Annotated in this window: 16 protein-coding genes; 13 read left to right on the top strand and 3 right to left on the bottom strand. The window is 59.1% G+C overall.

Going from position 1 to position 19,657, the window contains the following annotated elements:
- Positions 1 to 128: 128 nt before the first annotated feature.
- Both ACQK2G_RS01020 and ACQK2G_RS01025 read right to left on the bottom strand, forming a co-directional pair.
- On the bottom strand, positions 129 to 1,652 hold the full coding sequence (locus ACQK2G_RS01020; protein ID WP_425403147.1) for a UxaA family hydrolase: 1,524 nt from the start codon (positions 1,650 to 1,652) through the stop codon (positions 129 to 131).
- Between the two features lie 113 nt (positions 1,653 to 1,765).
- Positions 1,766 to 2,671 (bottom strand): LysR family transcriptional regulator, encoded by a 906-nt coding sequence (locus tag ACQK2G_RS01025; RefSeq protein WP_425403148.1) that lies wholly within the window; start codon positions 2,669 to 2,671, stop codon positions 1,766 to 1,768.
- A gap of 160 nt (positions 2,672 to 2,831) precedes the next feature.
- Between ACQK2G_RS01025 and ACQK2G_RS01030 the strand changes: the two genes are divergently transcribed.
- From ACQK2G_RS01030 to ACQK2G_RS01070, 9 genes are all read left to right on the top strand, one after another.
- Positions 2,832 to 3,296 carry a DUF1348 family protein gene (locus tag ACQK2G_RS01030; RefSeq protein WP_425403149.1) on the top strand — a complete coding sequence of 155 codons (465 nt, stop codon included), beginning with the start codon at positions 2,832 to 2,834 and terminating at the stop codon, positions 3,294 to 3,296.
- Positions 3,297 to 3,358: 62 nt separating this feature from the next.
- Entirely contained in the window at positions 3,359 to 3,769 is a 411-nt protein-coding gene (locus ACQK2G_RS01035; protein ID WP_425403150.1) for a VOC family protein, read from the top strand.
- Positions 3,770 to 3,813: 44 nt separating this feature from the next.
- Complete coding sequence (locus ACQK2G_RS01040; RefSeq protein ID WP_425403151.1) at positions 3,814 to 5,904, top strand: pyridoxamine 5'-phosphate oxidase family protein; 2,091 nt, start codon at positions 3,814 to 3,816, stop codon at positions 5,902 to 5,904.
- 144 nt (positions 5,905 to 6,048) lie between these two features.
- Positions 6,049 to 6,522, top strand: a complete 474-nt coding sequence (queF, locus tag ACQK2G_RS01045; protein WP_425403152.1) for a preQ(1) synthase — start codon at positions 6,049 to 6,051, stop codon at positions 6,520 to 6,522.
- A 71-nt stretch (positions 6,523 to 6,593) separates the two neighbouring features.
- The gene (locus ACQK2G_RS01050; RefSeq protein WP_425403153.1) at positions 6,594 to 7,265 is read left to right on the top strand and encodes a DNA-3-methyladenine glycosylase I; all 672 of its coding nucleotides are present in this window, start codon (positions 6,594 to 6,596) and stop codon (positions 7,263 to 7,265) included.
- Positions 7,266 to 7,449: 184 nt separating this feature from the next.
- Entirely contained in the window at positions 7,450 to 9,162 is a 1,713-nt protein-coding gene (locus ACQK2G_RS01055) for an FAD-dependent oxidoreductase (RefSeq protein WP_425403154.1), read from the top strand.
- On the top strand, positions 9,159 to 10,937 hold the full coding sequence (locus ACQK2G_RS01060) for a thiamine pyrophosphate-binding protein (RefSeq protein ID WP_425403155.1): 1,779 nt from the start codon (positions 9,159 to 9,161) through the stop codon (positions 10,935 to 10,937). The genes ACQK2G_RS01055 and ACQK2G_RS01060 overlap by 4 nt, the downstream gene beginning before the upstream one ends.
- Positions 10,938 to 10,980: 43 nt before the next feature.
- Positions 10,981 to 11,349 (top strand): cupin domain-containing protein, encoded by a 369-nt coding sequence (locus ACQK2G_RS01065; protein WP_425403156.1) that lies wholly within the window; start codon positions 10,981 to 10,983, stop codon positions 11,347 to 11,349.
- Between the two features lie 37 nt (positions 11,350 to 11,386).
- A complete protein-coding gene (locus ACQK2G_RS01070) occupies positions 11,387 to 12,226 on the top strand; it encodes an IclR family transcriptional regulator (protein ID WP_425403157.1) in 840 nt (279 codons plus the stop codon).
- Here ACQK2G_RS01070 and ACQK2G_RS01075 read toward each other — a convergent pair.
- Complete coding sequence (locus ACQK2G_RS01075; protein WP_425403158.1) at positions 12,223 to 13,191, bottom strand: LysR substrate-binding domain-containing protein; 969 nt, start codon at positions 13,189 to 13,191, stop codon at positions 12,223 to 12,225. The two genes, ACQK2G_RS01070 and ACQK2G_RS01075, sit on opposite strands and share 4 nt — an antisense overlap.
- Positions 13,192 to 13,379: 188 nt before the next feature.
- Here ACQK2G_RS01075 and ACQK2G_RS01080 point away from each other — a divergent pair, with 188 nt between their 5' ends.
- From ACQK2G_RS01080 to ACQK2G_RS01095, 4 genes are all read left to right on the top strand, one after another.
- Positions 13,380 to 14,651, top strand: coding sequence for an ABC transporter substrate-binding protein (locus ACQK2G_RS01080; protein WP_425403159.1), 1,272 nt, complete (start codon positions 13,380 to 13,382; stop codon positions 14,649 to 14,651).
- A 96-nt stretch (positions 14,652 to 14,747) separates the two neighbouring features.
- On the top strand, positions 14,748 to 15,626 hold the full coding sequence (locus ACQK2G_RS01085; protein WP_425403160.1) for a branched-chain amino acid ABC transporter permease: 879 nt from the start codon (positions 14,748 to 14,750) through the stop codon (positions 15,624 to 15,626).
- A gap of 4 nt (positions 15,627 to 15,630) precedes the next feature.
- Positions 15,631 to 18,156 carry an ATP-binding cassette domain-containing protein gene (locus tag ACQK2G_RS01090; RefSeq protein WP_425403161.1) on the top strand — a complete coding sequence of 842 codons (2,526 nt, stop codon included), beginning with the start codon at positions 15,631 to 15,633 and terminating at the stop codon, positions 18,154 to 18,156.
- Between the two features lie 25 nt (positions 18,157 to 18,181).
- Positions 18,182 to 19,636 (top strand): aldehyde dehydrogenase family protein, encoded by a 1,455-nt coding sequence (locus ACQK2G_RS01095; RefSeq protein ID WP_425403162.1) that lies wholly within the window; start codon positions 18,182 to 18,184, stop codon positions 19,634 to 19,636.
- The last annotated feature ends 21 nt before the right edge of the window (positions 19,637 to 19,657 follow it).

Consider the following 19,657-nt stretch of genomic DNA (forward strand, 5'->3'; position numbering starts at 1 on the left):
TGGGTTCAAAGCATCTGACAAGAGTGTCGCTGATTAGAATATTCGAATATGGCGCGCGCGATATTGCGCGAGATCAAACGACCGTCCGCCCGAGCACCTTCTCGATCTGGTTCCGGACCGTGATTAGTTTATGCAAGAACCCCTATCGGCCACGGAATGAACTCGTCCTCACCGACACCCAATTCCTCGCTCTTGGATTTGACGCCGGATGCGATATCCAGGAAGCGTTGGAATATTTCCTCGCCCATTTCATCCAATGTCGCGTCACCATCGATGACCGTGCCGCAGTTGATGTCCATGTCACCCTGCATGCGCTGGAACATTGGGGTGTTGCTGGCCAATTTGATCGTCGGCGCTGGGTAGGATCCGAAACAGGATCCGCGTCCGGTGGTGAAACAGATCAGGTTGGCGCCCCCGGCGGTCTGTCCGGTCGCGGAAACCGGGTCGTAGCCGGGGGTGTCCATGATGACGAGGCCGTGTTCCTTCACCGGTTCGGCATAGAGGTAGACTTCGTTGACGCCTGTGGACCCGCCTTTTTTTGCGCCGCCCAGTGCTTTCTCGATAATATTGGCGATGCCGCCGGCATTGTTGCCCGGGCTGACCTTGCCGTTGATCTGGGTATCTTTTCCCTTGTTGTATTCCAGCCACCAAGTAAAGCGATCGACGAATTTCTGGCCGATTTCGGGTGTCCGGGCGCGGGCCGTCAAAGTATGTTCCACGCCATACAATTCCGGCGTTTCCGACAGGATGGCGGTTCCCCCGTTTCGAACCAGAATGTCGACCGCCTTGCCAAGCGCCGGGTTGGCCGACAGGCCGGAGAAACCGTCCGACCCGCCGCATTGCAGGCCGACCATGATATGCTCAGCGGAGCAGGGCTCGCGCGTGACGGTATTGGCTTCGTCCAACATTTCGCGGATCGCCTTTTTACCGGCTTCGATCGCCGCGGCGGTGCCGCCGGTTTCCTGCATCGTGATCGTGCGGATGGTCTTGCCTGTTTCCAGACCTTCAGATTCGAAAAAACGCTGTAGGTTGTTTCGCTCGCAACCGAGCGAACAGACCAGCGCGCCGGCTATGTTCGGATGACGGATGTAGCCGGACAGGGTGCGGCGAAGCAGGTCCATAGGCTCGCCAGTCATCTCCATGCCGCAGCCCTGTTCGTGCACGAAGGGGACGACAGCATCGACATTCGGGTAATCCGCCAAACGTTCGGCGTCGAAATAATTTGCGATCCGCCGGGCGACGGTCGCGGAGCAATTCACGGTGATGAAAATGCCGATGCAATTCCGGGTGCCGACGCGGCCGTCGGCACGCCGAATACCCATGAAGCTTGCGCGTTCGCCGGCGGGCAATACTTCGGTCGGGCGATAGTCCTTGCCGTGGCGATAGTCTTTTGCGAAGGAATCCATCAGCACATTGTGGGAATGCATCCAAGTCCCGGGATCGATGTCTTCGCCGGCGAACCCGATGATGGTGTCGTATTTCAGGACCGGGTCGCCCTTCTTGATCGGCCGGGTCGCGATCTTGTGGCCCATCGGGACATCTTGAAGCGTTTTAACCCCTTCGGCTTCAATCGCGGTGCCCTTTGGAATCTCTATCCGGGCAACGACAACGTTGTCCGCCGGGTCCAATCGGATAGTCGGGGCCTTGATCATTGCTTCATCCCTGCTGTTGAACTGTCTTTTGTTTGAACGATTTTGCGCCGGGAAGAGTGACGGAAATTAGTCGACCTCGTCCAGAGCGGAGTCTTCAGGCTTTGGAAAATGTCTTATTCGTTGGCCAGAACCGGATGACGACGAAGATGCTGCACCAGATGGTCGATCACGGCGCGGACCCTGGCGGAGGTATGGCCGGCCTCCTTATGGACGACATGAACGGGTACCACCGGCGGTTCGTAATCGGGCATCAGGATTTCCAATCCGCCCGCCTTCAACTGCGGCGCGATCATATAGGACAGAACACGCGTGATGCCCCGGCCGTGTTCCGCGCCGTTTATCGCCGCGGCCGCCGTGTTCACGTGAAAACGAGATGACGGTCGGTATCGTGTTTGCCGGCCGTCCTTCTCGAAGACCCACTCCCGTGCCGGGGCCATGCTCGTGAAGTGAATGACATCATGTGCGTCTAGGTCCGCCGGGTGCTGTGGACGTCCGCGCTTCGCGAGATAGGAAGGGGAGGCGCAGAGAACACGCCTGACGGCCCCAACGCGGATGGCGGTCAGGCTGGAATCCGGCAGATCGGCGATCCGGACGGCGACGTCGATCCCTTCATCGACTACGTGGACGATACGGTCGACGAATAGAGTGGAAACCGAGAGGTCCGGATATCTGTCCAACAGGTCGAGCAGGATCGGCGTCATGACAATGCTGCCGAACATGGCAGAACCGGTCACCGATACGGTACCGCGCGGTTCCGCGTGAATGCCGGCGGCATGTCGGTCGGCCTCCTCGACCTCCGCCAGGATCCGGCGGCAATCCCCAAGATAACGCTCGCCGGCCTCCGTCAAATGGACCGACCGGGTGGTTCTGTGGAACAGGCGGCAGCCCAATCGGATCTCAAGTTCCGATATCGCGCGGGTGACGGACGGCGGCGATATACTCAATCGCCGTGCCGCGGGCGCGAAACCGCCTTCCTCGGCGACGGCGACAAAGACGGACATGGTCTGAAGGCGGTCCATAATAATTCCGAATTATGAAATAATCTCTTTCAGTTAAGCATAATTCATTCAGCGAGGGGAAGGGCACATATTCTCCTCCGATACCGCAACCGGACAGCGCGGCATTTCGAAACAGATCGCGGCGTTCGGTGTCGGCCCCTGTTCATCAACGGAGAAAATGATGTCCCGCCCCCCTTTACCCCCGTTCACGGCCGACACCGCCGCGGAGAAAGCGCGTTTGGCCGAAGATGCCTGGAACAGCCGTGATCCACAGCGCGTGGCCCAGGCTTATACCGTCGACAGTTCCTGGAGAAACCGGTCCGAATTCATCCAGGGTCGCGACCAGATCGAGACGTTCCTGACGCGAAAATGGAGCCGCGAACTGGACTACCGGCTAATCAAGGAACTTTGGGCTTTCCACGAAAATCGCATTGCCGTCCGGTTCGCATATGAGTGGCGTGACGACAGCGGCAATTGGTTCAGGTCCTTTGGTAACGAAAATTGGGAATTCGCCGAAGACGGCCTGATGCGGCGCCGCGTCGCCAGTATCAACGACCTGCCGATCAAAGAGCGTGACAGAAAGTTCCATTGGGCCCTTGGTCGCAGGCCCGACGACCATCCCGGACTAACGGAACTGGGTCTCTAGACCCGCAATCCTACCCATATCACCAACTGCCGGAACTGCCGGCCTCGAAAAGGAGAACAGACATGTCCGAAAAAGCAGCGACCAGCGGTGCACATCATATAGGACTGACCGTGCCGGATCTGGCAAAGACCAAGGCCTTCTTCCTCGATACGCTGGGGTTTCAGCAAGTTGGCGAGAAACCGGATTATCCCGCCGTGTTCGTTTCCGACGGCACGGTCATGATCACCCTGTGGCAGGCCAACGACCCGGCGAGCGCGGTGGCGTTCGACCGTAAGAACGTGATCGGACTCCATCATTTCGCATTGCGGGTGGACAGCCGGGAAAAGCTGGATGCGCTCCACGCGATCTTGTCGAAAACCGACGGGGTGGAAATCGAGTTCCCGCCCGAATCCCTCGGCGGCGGGGAGGTTCGACACATGATGTGCACGATTCCCGGCGGTATCCGCACGGAATTCATCGCCCTGCCGGCTTGATCATGTCACGGCATCCATGCCTGTAATATAGGAGGGCAGCAGCCATGTCCGGCGGTTGGCCGCATTCAGACTCCCCATTCCATCGGGGTGAACAGGAAGTCCAGGAGAGATTGGGCCTGCACGAAGGCGTCGACCTTTTTGCGCGCCGTGTCATCCGCGACTTCATGCCGGATCAGCACCGGTCGTTCTTCGGTCAACTGCCGTTCCTTGTTCTCGGTGCGGTCGACCGGGAGGGACGCCCATGGGCAAGCCTCGTATCCGGGCAGCCGGGTTTCGTTTCCAGCCCCGATCCGCGAACGCTGCAAGTAGCGGCGCGACCCCTTTTCGGAGACCCGGTACTCGGCGACCTCGCCGAAGGCATGGATCTAGGCGTCCTCGGGATCGAGTTGGAGACACGCCGTCGCAACCGCGCCACGGGAAGGGTCGGGCGCATGAGCGATGCCGGTTTCGATATCCTGATTGACCAATCATTCGGGAACTGCCCGCAATACATCCAAACGAGAACGGTTCAGTCCCTGGCCAATACGGACAATGCGGATCGCCGCCCGGTGATCCGGTCGGACCGCTTCGACCAGCGAACCATAACTCTGCTTGAAAAAGCCGACACTTTTTTCATTGCGACGGCGTTCCGGGATGAAAAGGGGAAGCCCAATCAGGGTGCCGATGTTTCGCATCGCGGAGGGAAGCCGGGCTTCGTGAAGGTCGAGGGTGATCGCAGCTTCGTGTTTCCTGATTTCGCCGGCAATAAACATTTCAATACTTTGGGGAATATTCTCCTCAATCCGAAAACAGGTTTCCTGTTCATCGATTTCGATTCTGGTGACTTGGTTTACATGACCGGAGAAGCGGAAGTGATTTGGGACGGCGACCTCGTGCGCAATTTCGAGGGGGCCGAGCGAATGATCAGGTTTCGCGCGTCGGAAGTCCTGCGCGTCGAGCATAGTCTGCCTCTCCGCTTCAGGTTCGAGGAATACTCGCCGACACTCGGCATGACGGGCGATTGGGGGGAGACGGTTCAATCGGATGACGATGCGTGCGGCCGCAACGCGTATCGTGTTTTCAATGTCGCCGCGGTTGAGCAGGAGAGCCAATCCATCAAGTCATTCCTGTTGCGACCGGCAGACGGTGGGGCTGTCGAGGCCTATCGTGCGGGGCAGTTCCTGCCGATCCGGGTTTCGGTTCCCGGAAAGGACAAACCGGTGACGCGGACCTACACATTGTCCGATGCACCGGGGAAGGGCTCATACCGTATCTCGGTCAAACGAGAAGGGGACGGCGCGGTCGTCTCGCCCTTCCTGCATGATCACGTCCGGGATGGAGGGCGGTTGGAAGTGCTTTCGCCGCGGGGCTCCTTCAGCCTGGACGAGCAGAGCGACAGGCCGGTGGTTTTGCTGTCCGCCGGGGTCGGAGTCACCCCGATGATCGCAATGCTCAACCGATTGGTCTCACTGTCTCGGACATGTGGCAGAACGCGTCCCGTCTATTTCATCCATGGTGCGAGAAACGGTCGTGAGGCCGCCTTTGGGAAGCATGTGCGCGGCCTCGCCGAACATCATGATGACCTGATCGTGCATTACCGTTTCAGCCGGCCCGACAAGACGGATGTGCTGGGGGAGACCTATGACAGCAACGGCCAAGTGGATCTCGCCTTGCTCAAGAGCCTTTTGCGTTTCGACGACTACGATTTCTACATCTGTGGTCCGGGTCCTTTCATGCAGTCGATGGTCGACGGCCTGAAGGGACTCGGCGTCCGCGATGACCGAATCAAGTTCGAAAGCTTCGGTCCGTCGACGGTCAAGAACTCCTCCGTGCACGAAGCCGCATCGATAAACGACCGGCGGGCAGACAAGCCGGTCCAGGTCAGTTTCGCCACATCAGGTGTATCGGGCGAATGGACGCCCGGCGCGGGATCCTTGCTGGATTTTGCCGAGGCGTCGGGCCTGGCGCCCGACTTCGGCTGTCGATCCGGCACATGCGGTTCCTGTGCCACCCGTTTGCTGAGCGGGCAGGTGCATTATGTGACACCGCCGACTGGTCCTGTCTCGGAGGGTGAGGTTCTGATCTGCTGCGCGGAGCCTTTGTCCGATCCGAACCATAATCAGGACGGTGCGCCCGGTGTATCGCTCGATTTATGACGTCAAGGAGCTGCGTGTTCCCGGACAAACGGCCGGGCCAAAGCTTGCCGGCCCGAACCGCAGGCGTTATTGGGGCGCTCATTCCAGGGAAGAGCGGGACAGGACGTTCCGTATCCTGGGCGCGGGAACGGACGGAAAGATACGATGACTCAATCGGGTGAAGATCGATACGCGACTCTGTCGCAGTTGGGTGGAAAGACGGAATTGCCGGACGGGCCCGATTCCGCCGAACTGGAACGTGTGGCCAACGGACAGCAGGACGTCGATTATGTCGTCAGGTTCACTTGCCCGGAGTTCACGTCGCTTTGCCCGATGACCGGACAGCCGGATTTCGCGCATCTGGTCATCGACTATGTTCCCGACGAATGGATCGTGGAGAGCAAATCCTTGAAGCTCTTCCTTGTATCCTTTCGGAACCACGGCGCGTTTCACGAAGATTGCACCGTGATGATCGCGAAAAGGCTCGTGGATTTACTGTCGCCCCGGTGGCTGCGGATCGGCGGCTATTGGTATCCGCGCGGCGGGATCCCGATCGATGTCTTTTATCAGACCGGTCCGGTTCCGGACGGTGTCTGGCTGCCGGATCAAGGCGTGCCGCCCTATCGGGGGCGTGGTTAGCGGGTGGGGCAATCTAATCGGACAGACGCGGCGGCGCAGGCCGGACTGGATATGCGAAAGGATCTGACCTGATGCGTGACTTCGCCGAAATTTATCGGATTGCCGCCGAGCGAAAGGGTGGCGAGGCGGCGCTGGAGACGATGCTGGCCCGTCCAATGGCGACGGAACAACTGGCTGAAACCAAGGATGATCGCTGGCTCTCGACCATGGCCAAATGTCTGTTCCAGGCTGGCTTCAATTGGAAAGTGATCGAGGCGAAGTGGCAGGGATTCGAAGAGGCGTTTGACGGCTTTGTTCCGAAACGCGTTGCTTTTTACGATGGGGAGACCGTTGACCGTCTGCTGTCGGACAAACGGATCGTTCGGAACGGCGCCAAGATCAAGGCCGTGGTGGAGAATGCCGCTTTTCTTGTCGAACTGGCCGATACGCACGGCAGTGCCGCTCGGTTTTTCGCGGATTGGCCGGATGATGACTATGTCGGTTTGCTGGCATTCCTGAAGAAACGCGGGTCGCGGCTGGGCGGTGTCACCGGTCAGCGTGTCCTTCGGTCCATGGGCAAGGACAGCTTCATTCTGTCCAATGACGTCACGGCCCGACTGATCGCGGAAGGCGTCGTGGCAAAAGCGCCAAGTTCGAAACGTGACATGACGGCGGTTCAGGAAGCTTTCAACCTGTGGCGAAAAGAGTCTGGGCGATCGCTGACGGAGATCAGCAGGGTTCTGGCGATGAGTGTCGGCGCCTGATGCTTTAGTTGGGGCGACAAGGGCAGTTCAATACGCCGTGCCGTAAAGGCGCGGCGTTTTTCTTTGCGCAAAATGCATTGACAATATGAAATACGTTTTCTCATTATGAAAAAATAGATCACATCGCAAAAACGATTGTGTGGCGAAGGGAGTGACCGTGGTTCCGTCAAATGCAGAAACCAGTATGCCCAACCAAGTGGACGTCATCGTCCTGGGCAGCGGTGCTGGCGGTTTGACGGCGGCCTTGACTGCTGCACTGAACGGATTGTCCTGCCTGGTGCTGGAGTCGCAGGCGGTGATCGGCGGAACCAGTGCGCGGTCATCCGGCACGGTTTGGATTCCCGACAACATGTATATGCGTGCCGCAGGTCATTTGGGCGACCGGGAGGCCGCCGAGCGTTATTTGGAATCCTTGGTCTCAGGCCGTGGGCCGAAGGACATGTGGATGCGGTTTCTGGACCAGGGACCGGCGATGCTGGAAGATCTAAACCGAAAGGCCGGATTGCGTTTCAAACCGTTCACGGGGGCGCCGGATTACCGACAGGATCTGCCCGGCGCGGCACCGGGGTGGCGGCCTTTGGAGCCGGAGGAATTCGACGGCAAGGAACTGGGCCGGTGGTTCGATGAGTTGGCCGCGCCGATGCCGGAACTGATGGTTTTCGGCGGCATGATGGTGACGCGGGCCGAAGCGGCATTGCTATTGAAAGCGGACCGATCTTTCAGAGGGGCATTGCTCGGCGCGCGTTTGGTTGGCCGATACTTGGCGGAACGGTTGACCTACAAACGCGGCACGCGCCTGGTGCTTGGAAATGCTTTGGTGGCGCGCCTTCTCAAGGAATGTCTCCTGCGTGATGTCGATATCCGGACAGGCGTGACTGTGTCGCGGCTTGTCATGGAGAACTATAAGGCCGCGGGCGTGGAGCTCAGTATGGCCGACGGAGTACCACAGTCGGTGCGATGCTGCGCCGTCATTCTAGCCGGCGGTGGTTTTCCCGCCAGTGCGGAATGGCGGAAGAATGAACTGCCGGAACCAACGCCGGAGTATACGCCGGCCGGGCCGGGCTGTGTCGGGTCGACCTTGGACCTGGCGATGGCGGCGGGGGCGGCACTTGGCGGTTCGGGAATGGACAATGGCTTGTGGTTTCCCAGTTCCGTCGCCAAACGCGCAGATGGAACGACCGCGGTCTATCCGCATATCGTGCTCGACCGGGCGAAGCCGGGCACCATCGCGGTGGATTCCACCGGTCGCCGTTTCGTCAACGAAGGCGTCTCCTATCATGAATTCGTGCGCGGCATGTACAGGGCCAATCAGGAACGCACTGCAATCCCGGCATGGATGATCTGCGGACGAGATTTCATTCGGAAATACGGATTGGGGCTGATCCGCCCACGCACACCGAGCCTGAAAAAATATGTCGAGAGCGGCTATCTCACGGAGGCTGAGACACTGCATGATCTGGCGAAAAAATTAGGCATGCCGCCGGAAGCGCTGACCGCGACCGTGGACCGTTTCAACGAGTTCGCCCTGCAAGGGGTCGATCACGACTTCCATCGCGGGGAAACGATCTATGACAGGGGGAACGGGGACTCCTCGCACGGTCCGAACCCGTCCCTTGGCCCGGTCGAGGGCGGCCCGTTCTATGCCGTCGCCCTGTATCCCACGCCGCTGGGAACGAGTCGCGGTTTGCGCGCCGATACGGAAGCCCGGGTTCTCAGAGCCGACGACACGCCGATCCCGGGCCTATACGTTTGCGGCAACGACATGCAATCCGCCTTCGGCGGAGAATATCCCGGTGCCGGAGGCCAACTTGGCCAGGCTATGACTTTCGGGTGGGTTGCCGCGCGGCATGCTGCCCAACTTCTGACAACAGCTAAACCTCAGGGACGAATCCGATGAGCAAGAGAAAAGGCGGCGAGATCATCGCCGAAGGATTGATCAAGGAAGGCATCGACCATGTCTTCGGGATCTGCGGGCACGGGAATATCGGGCTGCTCGATTGCCTCTACGACGTCCGTGACCAGATATCCCTGGTGTCGCCGCGTCATGAACAGACCGCGGTCCATATGGCCGACGGGTTCTTCCGCGTATCGCACAAGCCGGCGGCAACCCTGACCTCCACAGGACCGGGATCCGCGAACCAGATCATGGCGCTGGCAGTGGCCCAGACGGACAGTTCCGCCATTTATTCCATGACGGCCAATGTCCCGACCTCGCAGTTCAACCGCGGCCCGTTTCAAGAACTGAACATGCACCATCAGGCCGATTTCAATAACGTCATCAAGCCTGTCGTGAAGCGCAGCTTCCAGCCCAGCCGGGTGGAAATGCTGCCGCTTACCATGCGGCAGGCGGCTAGCACCATGACCACGGGACGTCCCGGCCCCGTGAACCTGGATATTCCCTACAACCTGTTTCAGGAAGAAGCGGAGGTCGACGACGAACCCGCGGGTAGCGCATTCGGCAAGCGCCGAAGCGGCGCCAGCACGGAAGACGTCGCCAAGGCTACCGACTGGCTGCTGGCTGCGAAACGCCCGGTCATCTTCATCGGACATGGCGTCACCTTGTCAGAGGCGAGCAAGGAATTGACCGCGCTTGCCAAGCGGCTCGGCGTTCCGGTCATCAGTTCGCCGAACGGCATGGGCTGCATCGATATGGGGGACCCGCTCTCCCTCGGCTTTATCGGACGGAACGGCGCCTATCAGGCCAACCAGGCCGGGCGGCACGCGGACCTCGTCCTGGCCATCGGCGCGCGGTTCGACGACCGCTCCGCCTCGTCCTGGAAGCCGGGCTATTCGTGGAATTTCCCAACGACGAAGCTCATCCATGTGGATGTCGATCACGCTGAAATCGGGCGGAACTATGCGCCGGACCTTCCCATCCTCGCCGATGCGAGGGCCTTCCTGCTGCAGATCCTGGCCGAGGTCGACCGGAGGAACGCGCCCGGGGCAGACAACCTTGCCGAATGGCAATCGGAAATCGCTGGCTGGCGCAAGGAATGGGAAGAATTCATCGCTCCGAACTTCGCTGAACATGCCTCTCCGATCCGGCCGGAACGGATTGTCGCCGATTGCCGCAAGGTGCTGCCGGATGATGCCATCATCTCGCTGGATTCAGGCATCCATCACAACTGGTTCATGCAGTTCTGGGAAGCGCGCCGCCCGCAAAGCATGCTGAACACCTGGGGGTATTCCGGCATGGGCTTCGGTCCCAGTTCCATCATGGGGGCCAAGCTGGCCGCGCCCGATCGGGTTTGCGTTTCAATTTGCGGGGATGGCGGTTTCACCATGGTGCCGCATGTGCTTTGCACCGCGGTGGAATACAATATTCCCGTTGTTTGGGTCGTTTGGAACAACTTCGCCTGGGGCGCGATCCGGGACCTGCAATACGCCTATTTCGATGGACGTGAGTATGGCACCGGTTTCTATCAGGGCGAAAATCGCGAACCTTACAATCCTGATTTCGCCGCTTGGGCGCGCGCCTCGGGTGTTGCGGGATATACGGTAACGAAGTCGGAGGATTTCGCCGGTGCGCTGGAACAGGCGGTTGCCTCGAACAAACCGGCACTGATCGACGTTCATGTGGATGCAGATATCCGTCCGCCGTCCACCGGTTCATGGGAACTACCGCCGCTGGTTCCGAAGGAGCCGGTCTTCGGTGGACCCTGGCGCCCTTGATCCGACCAAATAGCAGACAGCAGAGCGAAAAGAGGAAACACCGATGGCTGACGATTATAAATCCAGTATCCGCAACATTGCCGAGGAACCGTGGCAGCAGTTCCCGGGGCATTTCGGATCGGCGCTGTCCAAGGCGTTGGTCCATCCCGAGACGACCGGTTCCCGCCAGGTCGATTATCGGATTTCGACCTATCAACCGATGGGCTATGTCGAGCGCCACGTCCACAAGGTCCAGGAGCAGGTTTACCATATCCTGGACGGGGAGGGGCTGATGGAGATCGATGACGAAAAGCGCGTCGTTCGCAAGCATGACGTCATTTTCATCACGCCCGGAACCTGGCATTCGATTGTGAATACCGGTCTTGGCGATCTAACCTTCATCGTCGTGACCACGCCGGTCACGGATGAGTAACGGCGAACCGGCCGGAAACCACAAAGCAGGGTGAGCCATGGCTCCAACGACCACTAAGGCAAAACAGGGCACGGCGGCAAAATCGAAGAAGGCGTCCGCCGAACGGGACGGCATACAATCGATCAAACGTGCCTCGGCCCTGTTGGATGCTGTGGCGGCGGCGGGGCCTTCCGGCATCGGTCTGGGGGAGTTGAGCGAGAAGGTCGGATTACATACCAGCACGACCTTTCATCTCGTGAAGACCCTGGAATCAGTGGGGTTCCTGATGCGTCAGGATGAAGGGAAGCGATATCGCATAGGAAATCGGTTGTTTGTCCTGGCTGCCGGTGCGTTGGATGAAACCGCGCTACTGGCCCTGGGCATGCCGATCCTCGAACGCCTCAGCAAGGAAACGGGAGAGGCAGCGCATCTCGCCGTTCGGTCGAACGCGGATATCGTTTTGGTCGGCCGGACCGCCGCGACCGGTATGCTTCAGATGTCGGAGCGGGCAGGTGTCGTGCGGCCGGCCCATGCGACGGCGATCGGAAAGCTGCTGTTGGCACAATGCAGCGAAGAAGACCTGGATTGGATTCTCGATGCAGTGGATTTCGCCCCCTTCACCGAGAATACGATCACAAATGCCAAAACCCTGCGCAAGGAACTGAAGACCATCCGGGAAACCGATATCGCCTATGACCGCCAGGAATTGGACAGCGATGTCCGTTGCGTCGCCGTTCCGGTTCTGGATTTTGCAGGTCGTTGCGTCGCCGCGATGGGGATTTCCGGCCCTGTCTGGCGTATGGGGGAGGAAGAAGCGGCCGTTAAGACCGACGCCTTGAGAAAAGCGGCAAATGCCCTCTCTACAGCCTTGGGGAATAGCAATGCCGGTGTGGATTAGGCTGCGAAAACAACCTGGGCTTTGTCTTGCGGCGTCAGTTCGAAACCACGCCATTGCGGGTTCTCGATCAACTCCCGAACGGTTTCCTTCAACTCTCCCGCGACGACCGTCGCCGCGGTGGTGCAGGATTCGGGCGGCAGGGAATAAAGGAAGTTGCTGCGCCGAAGCTGCGCGTCGGAGATCGGTAGGCAGCGCCAATCACGGCCACGCTGCCCCTCCTGCATGATCGCCCCCATGGGCTTGATCGTCGCACCGATATTCTCGTAGACGCAGTTCATCAACAGGGCGAGAGAGTCGATCTCCGCCACAGTATTGATATGCATGGCCCGGCTCTCGAACTCGATGGCTATGCGCTTCCTGAGTCCATGATTACTTGTTGGAAGTATTAACGGAAGGGATGCAACCTCCTCCAAGGTGACGCTGGTGCGATCCGGTGGAACGAGGTCGCTGTGTTTTGGCAGGAAGAGGAACAATTCCTCGACCATCAGCGGCTCCACGGTCAGGTCTTCGCCGAGGTCCGACGCAAACAGCACGGCCAGATCCAACTGGTTTTGCTGAATAAGCTGTCCGATATGTCCGCTCATCGCTTCGACGACGTTGATCAGGATACTGGGGAAACGTTCGCGGATCCGCTGGATCAGCGGCACACCGATGGCGGCGACAGTCGTTGCCGGCAGACCGACCGAAACCATGCCCTGGATGGTGGTATGTTCGGCCTGTGCTATGGACATCGCCTGATCGACCTGACGCAGGATGAGGCAGGCGTGATGGTAAAGCGCCCGGCCATTGTCGGTTGGTGTGACCCCTTTGGAAGACCGCACCAACAACGGTTTCCCGACGTCTTCCTCCAGCTTCGCGATCTGCTGGCTCAACGCCGGCTGGGCGACATAAAGCTGCTTGGCGGCACGCGACAAGCTGCCGAGTTCGACGATCCTTACAAAGTATCTGAGCTGCCGAATATCCATTCCGCATTAGAACCAGAGTGCCGCCATAAGTCCAGCTTATAGGGGGTCTTGGAAAACCGTATTTCCGCGATTTTCCGGGAGTCGCTAGGGTCAGGGCAAGGTTGCTTCCAAGTCGGTCGAATGGTGCTGCGGCATCGTCCGGCGGATGGGGTCAAATGCAACCATATGAGATTTCGGGAGGAATACTTATGGCTAGCAAGAAATCCGATGCCGGGCGCGTGTCCGGATCATTGAGCCGCCGTCATGCCTTGAAACTGGGGGCCGGCGCGGCCGCTGTTTCCGCGCTGGGCATGCCGAGCATTCTGCGTGCACAGTCTTCGCCGATCCGGATCGGACACTTGACACCGATGACCGGATTTCTGGGGACGCTTGGTCGCGGTGCCGTCGAAGGCATCACCATGGCCGTGGAGGAAGTGAATGCGGCCGGGGGCGTGAACGGTCGAAAAATCGATTTCAGCACCGAAGACTCGATCAATCCCGAGACTGCCGCGACGAAAGCGCAGCGGCTGCTGGAGCGTGACAAGGTCGACTTCATCATGGGGGAGATCAGTTCCGCCTCGTCACTCGCGATTTCCGAAGTTGCGAAACGCAACAAGAAACTGTTCATGGCGCTTGGGCCGCGGTCGGACGTTCTGCGCGGCGAACGCTGCACCCGCTACATGTTCTGTACCGACCTGCCCAATACGGCAATGGTCAATGCCGTCGGCGGCGCGCTGAAGCGTGAAGACCTCGTTACGGGAAAGCGTTTGTTCACCATGACGGCGGACTATGTCTTCGGTCACGATCTTCTGGCAGCGGCGAAGACCTTCATGGCGGCGAACGGGGCAGAACATGTCGGCGACGAATTGATCGCCACCGACGTGAATGACTTCAGTGCCTTCCTTCTGAAAATCCGCCAGGCGCGGCCGGATGTGGTCTGTGTCAACCTAGCCGGCAACCAGGTCTCGAACTTTATCAAGCAGTACAATGAGTTCGGCCTGCCCTTCCAATTGGCGGGCTTCGCCTTGAATACGGAAAACATCTGGGCCGCGGGGGCAGGCAACTTTTCCGGTCTGTGGCCGGCGATCTGGTATCACGATCTGCAAACCGAAGGGTCGATGAGGTTCGTCAACGACTTCAAGGTCAAATACGGAAAAATCCCCGAAAACCACGCCTGGGTCGAATACATCGCCTTTAAATGCGCGGTACAGGCGATCAAGGAAACCGGTTCGTCCGACAGCGAGGACATCATCAACTACTTCGAGTCCGAGGCGGAGTTCGACATCCTGAAAGGCCGTCCGGGCTATTTCCGCAAGGAAGATCACCAGCTTATGCAGGAAGCTTACTCGCTCGAAGCGAAGCCGGAGGGAACATACAAAGACGTCTATGACTCGATGGCTATGGGCGATCCTGTCCCGGGTGCCGGCGAGTCCCTGGAGTCGATTTTCCCATCGGTCGAAGGCGGGACCTGTAAGCTTTAACTTTCCTCTATTGCCGTCGGGCCACCCTACCGGCCCGGCGGCATTCTTTTTTGCCTTGCCCGCCATCTATAGGCGGGACGACATAACGGACTCGGCATGCAGTACGTGTTCATACTGGAACAAGTCGTAAACGGGCTTGTTCTGGGCGGTTACTACCTTCTCATCGCCATGGGACTGTCGCTGATCTTCAGTGTCGGCGGTATCGTCAACCTGTCGCATGGGGCGTTCTACGCCCTGGGCGCGTATATCTCATTGGAAATCGCCAAGATCACAGGCTTCACCGCTGGTGTCGTGATTTCACCGATTGCCGTGGCATTGATCGGGATTCTGTTCGAACGATTCATTCTGCGGCGCTTCTATCGGGAAGATCCGATCCTGAGCCTGCTTGTGACCTTCGGACTTGCGATGGTGATGGAGCAGGCCATTCGAATTCTTTGGGGCGCTGCGCCGATCCCGGTCGTGATACCGAAAGAGATCCGCGGCGCCCTGATTGTCGGTGATTTCCTGTTCTCCAAATACCGTCTGCTGATGCTGCTCGTCATCGCCATCGTCCTTGCCGGTGTATGGTTCCTGTTGAACAAAACCGCCTTCGGACGTGTGGTCCGCGCCGGCATTCAACAGCCGGATATGGTCGCCGCGCTGGGCATTCGGCTGCAGCCTTACATGACCGCCGTGGTGATGTTGGGTGTCGGCCTGGCGGCGCTGGGGGGCGCGATGATCGCGCCGATCACCACGGTCCAGCCGGCGATGGGCGCGGATATCATCACGACTGCTTTCGTGGTGGTGATCATCGGCGGGCTGGGCAGTTTCTGGGGAGTGGTCGCGGCGGCCCTGCTGGTCGGTGTCGTGCGTGGTGTGACCGTGCAGTTCATGCCGGCTGCGTCCGAAGCGTCGATGTATGTCCTGATGTTCCTTGTTCTGCTGGTGCGGCCGCGCGGCTTGCTCGGCGAGTCGATCGAGAAGTTCGAGCGGTAATCCCATGAATTCCAAAACACGGACACTTCTTTTCGGTCTTATCGGTCTCATCCTGTTGCCGTTCGTCCTGCCGGCGATTGGCCTGACGCTGAGCACGGCAACCATGGTCGTGGTCTTCACGATCGCCGCCCTCGGCCTGAATATGATGATGGGCTATACGGGTCTCGTTTCCTTCGGTCATGCCGCATGGTTCGGTATCGGTGCTTATGCAGCCGCGTTGTCTCAGATACATTGGTTCCAGGGCCAGATAATCCTGCCCATCCTGTTCGGAACCATCTTCGTCGGCGTGCTGTCGGCCGCGGTCGGGATCTTGATGCTGCGCCGACGGGGCGTCTATTTCGCCCTGATGACGCTGGCGCTTTCCGCGCTGACCTTTTCGATATCCTTCCGGTGGACCGCGGTAACAGGCGGGGAGGACGGCTTGGGCGGCTTCGACCGCGCCACACTGCTTCCCTTCGATCTGTCGGACAACATGACCTACTACTGGTTCGTGGCGCTGATCGGGTTTCTGACGCTTCTGTTCCTGATGCGTGTCGTGAACTCTCCCTTTGGCCATGTTCTGGTGGCGATCCGTGAAAATCAGGAGCGCGCGACCTTCCAGGGCTATGACGTGCAGCGATACAAACTGGCCGTCTTTGTCCTGTCGTCCATGGTGACGGCGCTGGCCGGGACGCTGTCAGGATTCCAGCACTATATCGTGACTTCGGAATCGACCTCGGTCGAAATGTCCGGTGAGCTGCTGGCCATGGTCGTGATCGGCGGCATGCGCGGAAATATCCTCGGTCCTGCGATCGGTGTCATCTTCTACACTTTGTTCCGCGAATGGCTTTCGATCTGGACGAACGACTGGTTGTTCTATTTCGGGCTGATCTTCTGCGCCTTCGTGATGTATTCGCCCGGCGGTCTGATCGGCATCTGGGGCCAAATTCAGCGCCGCTGGAATCCGCCGCCGGAGGAAGACTCCGCCATGAGCCGCCGGAAGATCTATCAGGGCCTTTCCCTGCCGGGATTTTTGCGGCCAAAGGCACAGGAAGCAGAGGTTCTACAGGTCACCGGCGTCTCCAAGAATTTCGGCGGTATACAGGCCGTACGGCATGCGGGTTTGAGCCTTTCCTCGCGTGAAATTCACGCCCTGATCGGACCGAACGGCGCAGGCAAGACCACGCTTTTCAACCTGATTTCGGGCCGGTTCGCGCCGACCGAAGGCAAGGTGAAGCTCCTCGGGCGGGAAATCCAGGGACTGGATCCTGCGGAGATCTGCCATGCGGGGCTGGCGCGCTCCTTCCAGATCACGAACCTGTTCGAAGGTCTGACAATCGCTGAGAACCTTCGACTGTCCGCCCAGGCAAAGCATCCGGGGCGGTTCAATTTCTGGCGCGATGTCGACAGTTACGGCGACATCAATGCCGATACGGCCGAGCTCATGAAATTCCTGGGATTGGAGGGGATTGAGGAGACGCGTGCCGGTGACCTGTCATATGGCGGACAGCGGTTGGTGGATCTGGGCATTGCCTTGGCCTCGAAACCGCAGGTGATCCTGCTGGACGAGCCCCTGGCCGGCTTGGCCGCGGCGGAGCGGGAGAGGGTTGGCAACCTGATCAAGACGATGTCCGAGAATATTCCGGTCCTGATCGTGGAGCACGACATTGATCGTATTCTCGGTTTCTCCCATGAAGTGACCGTGATGAATGAGGGGCAGGTCCTGGTCACCGGCAAACCGGAGGACATTCGCTCGAATACACATGTTCAGGAAATATATACAGGAACGGGAACGCCGTCGATCGTCGGCCGCAATAAAGCGGAAACCGAGAAACAGCAAACCCTGTTGTCGGTAAAGGATCTGAATACCTTCTACGGCAAGAGCCATGTGCTGAACGATGCGGCACTCGAAATCCGCAAAGGTGAGATTGTCGCCCTTTTGGGACGGAACGGTGCCGGGAAGTCCACTTTCCTGAAGTCGATCGCAGGGCTTGTGCAGCCTGCGAACGGGTCGATCAAGTTCGGTGGCAAGGAGTTGGTCGGTCTTGCCGCACCCGATATCGCCCGCGCAGGGGTCGGCTATGTTCCACAGGGACGCGGCATCTTTTCAGGCATGACGGTTCGGGAGAACCTGGAACTGGGTCGGCTGGCGCGGGCGACCGACGGCAGTACAGGCGTGGTCTGGAGCGAAGAGCGGATTTTCGAGTTCTTTCCGAGGCTCAAGGAACGGATCAATTCCCACGCGGACTTCCTGTCCGGAGGCGAGCAGCAAATGCTGGCTGTGGCGCGGGCTCTTTCCGGCAATGTTAACCTGCTTTTGTTGGATGAACCATTCGAGGGGCTCGCCCCAGCCGTGATTGAAGACCTTTTCAAAGTGTTCGACCGGCTGCGGCAGCATCTGCCGATCTTGATCGTGGAGCATAATCTGGACTTGGTTTTGGCGCTTTCCGACCGGGTGTATGCGCTGGAAAACGGCTCCGTCTTCCATGAAGGCAAGGCAGAGGCATTGCTCCATGACCTCGATTATCGCAAGGAAATCCTATGGTTGTGAACCATAAGGGGAGGAAGGCGGCGTTATGATGGATGTTGTGACTTCGCAGGGCGGTGCCGAAATCAGCCGGTGCCTGTTGCTGTCCGGTGGCGAATGGGTGGCTGGTGAAGGTCCTGTATCCACAGTCCTGGACAAATACAGTTTGTCCCAGGTTGCAGAAGCGCCCGCCGCATCGCAGGCGCAGATCGAAACCATGATTGCCGCGGCGCAGGACGCGTTTCGGGCCGATACCCTTTCTCCCTACCAACGGGGCGAAATCCTTGATCGTGCCGTCGCGATGGTGGCGCGCGAAAAGGAATCGTTGGCCCGTATTATCCAGCTGGAATCCGGCTTCACCAAATCGGATGCCTTGGGGGAAGTGACGCGGTGTATGCAAACACTTTCTCTCTCGGCGGAAGAGGCGCGGCGTTTGAAGGGCGATGTCATTCCCATGTCCGGCGCTCCTAACCAGGGCGGTCGCATGGGGTTCACCTTGCGCGTTCCGCTGGGCGTCGTCCTGGCGGTGACGCCATTCAATTCCCCTCTGAACACGGTGACGCACAAAGTCGGTCCCGCCTTGGCGGCAGGGAACGCCGTCATCTTGAAGCCAGCCAGCGCGACGCCGATGACCTCCTGCAAGCTGGCGGAGATTCTGGTAGAAGCCGGCGTGCCGAAAGGGATGCTCTCGGTGATTCACGGCGGCGGCGACGTTGTTCAGTCGGCAATAGCGGATCAGAGAATACGGTTTATCGCTTTCACGGGCAGTACAGAGGTAGGTCGCAAGATCCAGCAGGCTGCCGGTTTGCGGCGGACACAGATGGAACTTGGATCCATCGCCTATACCATCTTGTGCGACGATGCGGATCTGGATCGCGCACTGCCGAAGATCGTCGCGGCTGGATACCGGAAGGCCGGACAGGTCTGCACTTCCGTTCAAATGCTTCTGGCCCATGCCTCCATCATGGAGGACGTCGCCGCGCGTATGACCGATCTGGTTGGAAAGGTGAAATATGGCGATCCCAGCATCGAGGGAACGGTGACGGGCCCCTTGATCAGCGAGGAGGATGCCATCCGGGTAGAAGCATGGGTCGAGGAGGCCGTGGAGAAGGGTGCGAGGCGCCTGGTAGGTGGTCCTCGTCAGGGTACGGTTGTTCCGCCGACATTGCTGACCGGGGTGACCGATGACATGAAACTGGGCTGCAGCGAGATATTTGGTCCGGTGGTTTGTCTCAAATCGTTCAATTCGATCAATGAAGCGATCGATTTGGTCAACGCGACCCCTTATGGCCTGGCGACCGGTATTTTCACAAACCGTTTATCCGATGGATTGGCGGCGGCGAAGGCTTTGGAGGTCGGCGGTGTGCATATCAACGAGACATCGAGTTCCCGCATCGACCTTATGCCTTATGGCGGGTCGAAGGACAGCGGTTTCGGACGGGAAGGGCCGCATTACGCGGTCGAGGAAATGACAGAGGAAAGGATCGTCACGATATCCACGTGATGGATTGTTGGACGATTCAAG

The sequence above is a fragment of the Hwanghaeella sp. genome (genome assembly GCF_965227365.1).
GTDB lineage: Bacteria > Pseudomonadota > Alphaproteobacteria > UBA8366 > Aestuariispiraceae > Hwanghaeella.

Excerpts from the sequence above, each read along its gene's own strand:
- ACQK2G_RS01020 (WP_425403147.1), bottom strand. The coding sequence starts at position 1,652 with ATGATCAAGGCCCCGACTATCCGATTGGACCCGGCGGACAACGTTGTC.
- ACQK2G_RS01080 (WP_425403159.1), top strand. The coding sequence starts at position 13,380 with ATGGCTAGCAAGAAATCCGATGCCGGGCGCGTGTCCGGATCATTGAGC.
- ACQK2G_RS01075 (WP_425403158.1), bottom strand. The coding sequence starts at position 13,191 with ATGGATATTCGGCAGCTCAGATACTTTGTAAGGATCGTCGAACTCGGC.
- ACQK2G_RS01090 (WP_425403161.1), top strand. The coding sequence starts at position 15,631 with ATGAATTCCAAAACACGGACACTTCTTTTCGGTCTTATCGGTCTCATC.
- ACQK2G_RS01050 (WP_425403153.1), top strand. The coding sequence starts at position 6,594 with ATGCGTGACTTCGCCGAAATTTATCGGATTGCCGCCGAGCGAAAGGGT.
- ACQK2G_RS01070 (WP_425403157.1), top strand. The coding sequence starts at position 11,387 with ATGGCTCCAACGACCACTAAGGCAAAACAGGGCACGGCGGCAAAATCG.
- ACQK2G_RS01085 (WP_425403160.1), top strand. The coding sequence starts at position 14,748 with ATGCAGTACGTGTTCATACTGGAACAAGTCGTAAACGGGCTTGTTCTG.
- queF (WP_425403152.1), top strand. The coding sequence starts at position 6,049 with ATGACTCAATCGGGTGAAGATCGATACGCGACTCTGTCGCAGTTGGGT.
- ACQK2G_RS01055 (WP_425403154.1), top strand. The coding sequence starts at position 7,450 with ATGCCCAACCAAGTGGACGTCATCGTCCTGGGCAGCGGTGCTGGCGGT.
- ACQK2G_RS01035 (WP_425403150.1), top strand. The coding sequence starts at position 3,359 with ATGTCCGAAAAAGCAGCGACCAGCGGTGCACATCATATAGGACTGACC.
- ACQK2G_RS01095 (WP_425403162.1), top strand. The coding sequence starts at position 18,182 with ATGATGGATGTTGTGACTTCGCAGGGCGGTGCCGAAATCAGCCGGTGC.
- ACQK2G_RS01025 (WP_425403148.1), bottom strand. The coding sequence starts at position 2,671 with ATGGACCGCCTTCAGACCATGTCCGTCTTTGTCGCCGTCGCCGAGGAA.
- ACQK2G_RS01060 (WP_425403155.1), top strand. The coding sequence starts at position 9,159 with ATGAGCAAGAGAAAAGGCGGCGAGATCATCGCCGAAGGATTGATCAAG.
- ACQK2G_RS01065 (WP_425403156.1), top strand. The coding sequence starts at position 10,981 with ATGGCTGACGATTATAAATCCAGTATCCGCAACATTGCCGAGGAACCG.
- ACQK2G_RS01040 (WP_425403151.1), top strand. The coding sequence starts at position 3,814 with ATGTCCGGCGGTTGGCCGCATTCAGACTCCCCATTCCATCGGGGTGAA.
- ACQK2G_RS01030 (WP_425403149.1), top strand. The coding sequence starts at position 2,832 with ATGTCCCGCCCCCCTTTACCCCCGTTCACGGCCGACACCGCCGCGGAG.